This window comes from Oleiphilus sp. HI0132, assembly GCF_001635845.1.
Window position 1 is genome coordinate 1 of record NZ_LWGJ01000972.1, and the last position, 1,673, is coordinate 1,673.

The window sequence follows — 1,673 nt, forward strand, 5'->3', positions numbered from 1 at the left end:
AATATTAACCTGTTTCCCATCGACTACGCTTCTCAGCCTCGCCTTAGGGGCCGACTCACCCTGCGCCGATTAACGTTGCGCAGGAACCCTTGGTCTTCCGGCGAGGGGGTTTTTCACCCCCTTTGTCGTTACTCATGTCAGCATTCGCACTTCTGATACCTCCACCCAACTTCTCAATTGAGCTTCATCAGCTTACAGAACGCTCCTCTACCATATCTAAAAGATATCCGCAGCTTCGGTGTACAGTTTGAGCCCCGTTAAATCTTCCGCGCAGGCCGACTCGACTAGTGAGCTATTACGCTTTCTTTAAAGGATGGCTGCTTCTAAGCCAACCTCCTAGCTGTCTAAGCCTTCCCACATCGTTTCCCACTTAACTGTAACTTTGGGACCTTAGCTGGCGGTCTGGGTTGTTGCCCTCTCCACGACGGACGTTAGCACCCGCCGTGTGTCTCCCGTGATCGCACTCCTGGGTATTCGGAGTTTGCATGGGGTTGGTAAGTCGGGATGACCCCCTAGCCCAAACAGTGCTCTACCCCCCAGGGTGATACACGAGGCGCTACCTAAATAGCTTTCGAGGAGAACCAGCTATCTCCGAGTTTGATTAGCCTTTCACTCCTAGCCACAAGTCATCCCCTCATTTTTCAACATAAGTGGGTTCGGTCCTCCAATCAGTGTTACCTGATCTTCAACCTGCTCATGGCTAGATCACTCGGTTTCGGGTCTAATCCCAGCAACTAAACGCCCTATTAAGACTCGGTTTCCCTACGGCTCCCCTATACGGTTAACCTTGCTACTAAAATTAAGTCGCTGACCCATTATACAAAAGGTACGCAGTCACAGAACAAGTCTGCTCCCACTGCTTGTACGCATACGGTTTCAGGATCTATTTCACTCCCCTCACAGGGGTTCTTTTCGCCTTTCCCTCACGGTACTGGTTCACTATCGGTCAGTCAGGAGTATTTAGCCTTGGAGGATGGTCCCCCCATCTTCAGACAAGATAACACGTGTCCCGTCCTACTTAATATGTGACTATTGAATCTTCGTGTACGGGGCTATCACCCACTATGGCCGCACTTCCCAGAGCGTTCCACTAATTCAATAATCATCGGCTAATCCCCGTTCGCTCGCCGCTACTAAGGGAATCTCGGTTGATTTCTTTTCCTCCGGGTACTTAGATGTTTCAGTTCTCCGGGTTTGCTTCTTACACCTATGTATTCAGTGCAAGATATCTAACTTATGTTAGATGGGTTTCCCCATTCGGAAATCGTTGGGTCAAAGCTTGTTTACCAGCTTACCAACGCTTATCGCAGGTTACTACGTCCTTCATCGCCTCTGACTGCCAAGGCATCCACCGTATGCGCTTAGTCACTTAACTATATAACCCGAAGCAGTCTTCTAAGACGACCTTTTACCATCTTAGTACTTAAGCTATATATATGACCATTCGTAACGTTTTCGCCGGATAACGCTTGATATGAATCTCATTTCTTTCGTTATCCATGATTAAATTATTCGCTGATATGTGAATAATCTAATCACTTAGCAATGAGTTGCATTATGTCACCACAACATAAAACAACGTCTACTATTACTTACCTAATTGTTAAAGAGCTTCTAATCGCATGATTAGAAATAAATACACTTTACTTAATTCAAACTTAAACCAAGCAAAT

Annotated in this window: 1 rRNA gene; it reads right to left on the minus strand. The window is 46.6% G+C overall.

The features are described 5' to 3' along the window. A 23S ribosomal RNA gene (locus A3766_RS10990) occupies positions 1–1,375 on the minus strand; the annotation flags it as partial. Positions 1,376–1,673: the final 298 nt, after the last annotated feature.